The organism is Paraburkholderia sp. SIMBA_054 (assembly GCF_046534875.1).
Classification (GTDB): Bacteria; Pseudomonadota; Gammaproteobacteria; order Burkholderiales; family Burkholderiaceae; genus Paraburkholderia; species Paraburkholderia hospita.
The window spans coordinates 1-234 of the sequence record NZ_JAWRXV010001770.1; the positions used below are offsets into that span (position 1 = coordinate 1).

At 35.5% G+C, this 234-nt stretch carries 1 pseudogene; it reads right to left on the reverse strand.

The window, feature by feature from the left end:
• Nucleotides 1-234, reverse strand: a pseudogene (locus SB822_RS61180) (hypothetical protein); the annotation flags it as partial.

The following is a 234-nucleotide window of genomic DNA, read 5'->3' on the forward strand; positions in this document are numbered from 1 at the left end:
GATTTTGCATTCGCATTTGCTTCCCATGCACTCATCGCATCCATACGTTGCTGCACTGCAAATAATTGTTCCTGTACTTTTTCATGACTTGGATCTTTTTCGATATTTAATAACGATTGTTCATAATCACGAAGAAGACGAATTAAAGGTGTATCACCATGGAACACTTGCTCTAATACTGTTAGTTTTTCATCAAACTCTGGTTGCTGTGATAAATAACTAATTGTATAACCA